We start from the raw sequence: 2605 nt of genomic DNA on the forward strand, positions 1-2605 counted from the left end.
ACAGCGCGAGGATCTGCGGCCAGTCGGTGGCGTCGGCGGTAGCCGCCTCGTCGTGAACTGCGGCGATAGCCGCTTGGAGCTGGTACTGACCGATCGGAAAGCGCCCCAGCGTGTCGGTGACCAGCCGCAGCCCTTCGCGCAAAGCCGCGCGATCCCACGTGGACCGGTCCTGCCTGTCCAGCGGCACGAGCGATCCGTCGGACTCCGTTCGGGCCGGCCGGCGGGCGTCGGTGAGCAGCATGAGCGCGAGCAGACCGGCTACCTCTCCGTCCGCTGGCAGCACGCGGTGCAGTAGCCGAGTGAGCCGGATCGCCTCAGTAGACAGGTCTACACGATGGAGTCTCTCCCCTGAGCTCGCCGTATATCCCTCGTTGAAGATCAGGTAGAGCACAGCCTGCACCGAACGGAGCCGCACGGGGAGATCCCCGGCCGGCGGCAGTTCGAACCGTGCTCCGGCCTCGGCAACGCGGCGCTTGGCCCGGGTGATGCGTTTGGCCATCGTCTGCTCCGGCACCAACAGCGCTCTGGCGATCTCCGTCGTCGTCAGTCCCCCGACCGCTCGTAGGGTCAACGCGATCTGGGCCGGTGGAGCGAGGACAGGATGACAGCACATGAAGAGAAGCGTGAGTGTGTCGTCGCCGTCGGGGGGTTGCTCGTCCGCCCCGGGAGCCACGAGCGGACCCGACGGCGGGCCGGCCGTGCTCTCCTCACGACGGCGGCGAGCGCTCTCGCTTCGCCACTCATCGATCAAGCTGCGCCGGGCGACCGTCAACAGCCAGGCCCGAGGGTGATTGGGGATGCCCTGATCACGCCATCGGGTGATGGCTGCCACCAGCGCCTCTTGCGTCGCGTCCTCGGCCGCATCGAACTGACCGTACTGCCGAGCGAGCGTGGCGAGGACCTGCGGCGCGAGTTCACGCAGCAGATCCTCAACCGGGTCGCGGGTGCCCGCCATCACGGCCAACCCCCTCATGGACGAGTCGTTCACATCGCCGACGGCTCGTCCATGATTTGCCGGACCTCCATGGGGAATTCGATGTACTGCACGACCTTGGAGGCGATCTCCAAAGCTCGCTCTTCACTGGCGTCGACGATCCAATAGCCGGCGAGAGACTCCTTCAGCTCAGCGAACGGACCGTCGGTCGCTACAGACTCGTGATCGACAAAACGCACCGTCTTCGCAGCGGCGGGAGCTGTGAGTTTCTGGCTGCCCACCAGCTCACCGGACTCACGGAGTTCCGAATCGAGGTCCACCAAGAGTCGGTGCATCCCTCCGATCCATTCGGGTGAACGGTTCTCCAGCGCTTCCCCGACTCCGCCGAACATCATGATCATGTACTTCATTCGGTCGTCTCCCTCGCGGTGTGTCCAGCCCTGATCGGCCTGGCCTCACCCAGTAGTCGGAGCCAGCGGCGAGTTCTGGACCGTGAAACGAACCCGGTGCGCGTCAGAGTAGCGCGGACGAGCAGATGTCACGGCACGGCAACCGCTTCGACAGCCGGCGTCCGGATCTTGCGCCGAGCTGTATCGAGGCTCACTCCCAAGGTCAGCAGCGCGGCGACGGCAACCATGACCAGGTAGATCACCGGGCCCACATCGGGTATGAGCGAGTCGGTACGGGCAGCGGCGTACGGGAGGATGGTGAACAGGCTGGCGATCGTGCCGAAGAACACGCCTGTGACGGTGAGTACGACACCCTCGAGGGCAACCGTTGCCAGGACCTGCCCGGGCGTGGCACCGGTGAGACGCTGCTGGCCGAACTCCCGGCTGCGGTAGACGGTGGCGGCGATCAGCGTATTGATGAGCAGGATGGCCGCGAACGCCACGATCATCCCGATGACGATGAAGTTCAGCGTCTCGATGTTGTTCTGCTCGTTGGTCTTGACCAAACCCTCGGCAGCCACGGCGTCGTTCTCGATGCTTTGCATGTAGAGGGTGCCGATGCCGATACCGGTGAACAGGATGATCGGCATGACGGCGCTGGCCATCTGCTTGGCACGCTGCCGCATGTTCTGCACGGTCAGGTAGCCGGCGACCCCGCCGAGGCGCTGTAGCGGGCCGGCCACCACGGCGATGACCATGCGGATCAGAGCCGGTGCCACAATCGCGAGTCCGATCGCGGCGAAGATGTCGGCAGACCCGGCCGTCTGCATCGACTCGTAACCCTGATCGACCGTCAGCACCATGGTGAGTACTGCCAGTTCGATGGCGACGGCGAACGCCACGCAGGCCGCCACAATGCGCTTCTTGCTCATCTTGGGCTTCTCGATCGCGGCGTCCATGAGGGATTCGGTGACGCCCATACGGGTGGCTCTCCGGGCGGCCAGGATCGCCGCGCCCGTGGCGGCGACAACGGTGATGCCGACGCCCATGGACACGGCGATGGACCCGAATGCGTAGGACACGCTCGAGGCGACCTGGTCGGTGGAGATCAGCGCGTCCAGCAGCCAACGGCCACCGAGCATGGCCGGGCCGACCGCCAGCAGCGTCGCGGCGACGGCGATGACGGCCGTCTCAACGATGATCATCCGGCGCACCTGCGCCGGTGTCGCGCCGACGCTCTTCAGCAAGGCCATCTCGGTGGCACGCTGCCGCACCGATAGGC

At 66.0% G+C, this 2605-nt stretch carries 3 protein-coding genes; all 3 read right to left on the bottom strand.

The genetic code is table 11. The annotated features are described in order from the left end of the window. A partial coding sequence (locus ELR45_RS01030; protein WP_240759045.1) for an RNA polymerase sigma factor occupies positions 1-973 on the bottom strand: 973 nt, incomplete at its 3' end. 11 nt (positions 974-984) lie between these two features. Continuing rightward, positions 985-1344, bottom strand: coding sequence for a YciI family protein (locus tag ELR45_RS01035; RefSeq protein ID WP_129662725.1), 360 nt, complete (start codon positions 1342-1344; stop codon positions 985-987). A 128-nt stretch (positions 1345-1472) separates the two neighbouring features. Continuing rightward, positions 1473-2605, bottom strand: a 1133-nt coding sequence (locus tag ELR45_RS01040; protein WP_205855648.1) for an FtsX-like permease family protein, incomplete at its 5' end; no start/stop codon positions are given.

Origin of the sequence: Phytoactinopolyspora endophytica (assembly GCF_004138495.1) — a bacterium.
Lineage (GTDB): Bacteria > Actinomycetota > Actinomycetes > Jiangellales > Jiangellaceae > Phytoactinopolyspora > Phytoactinopolyspora endophytica.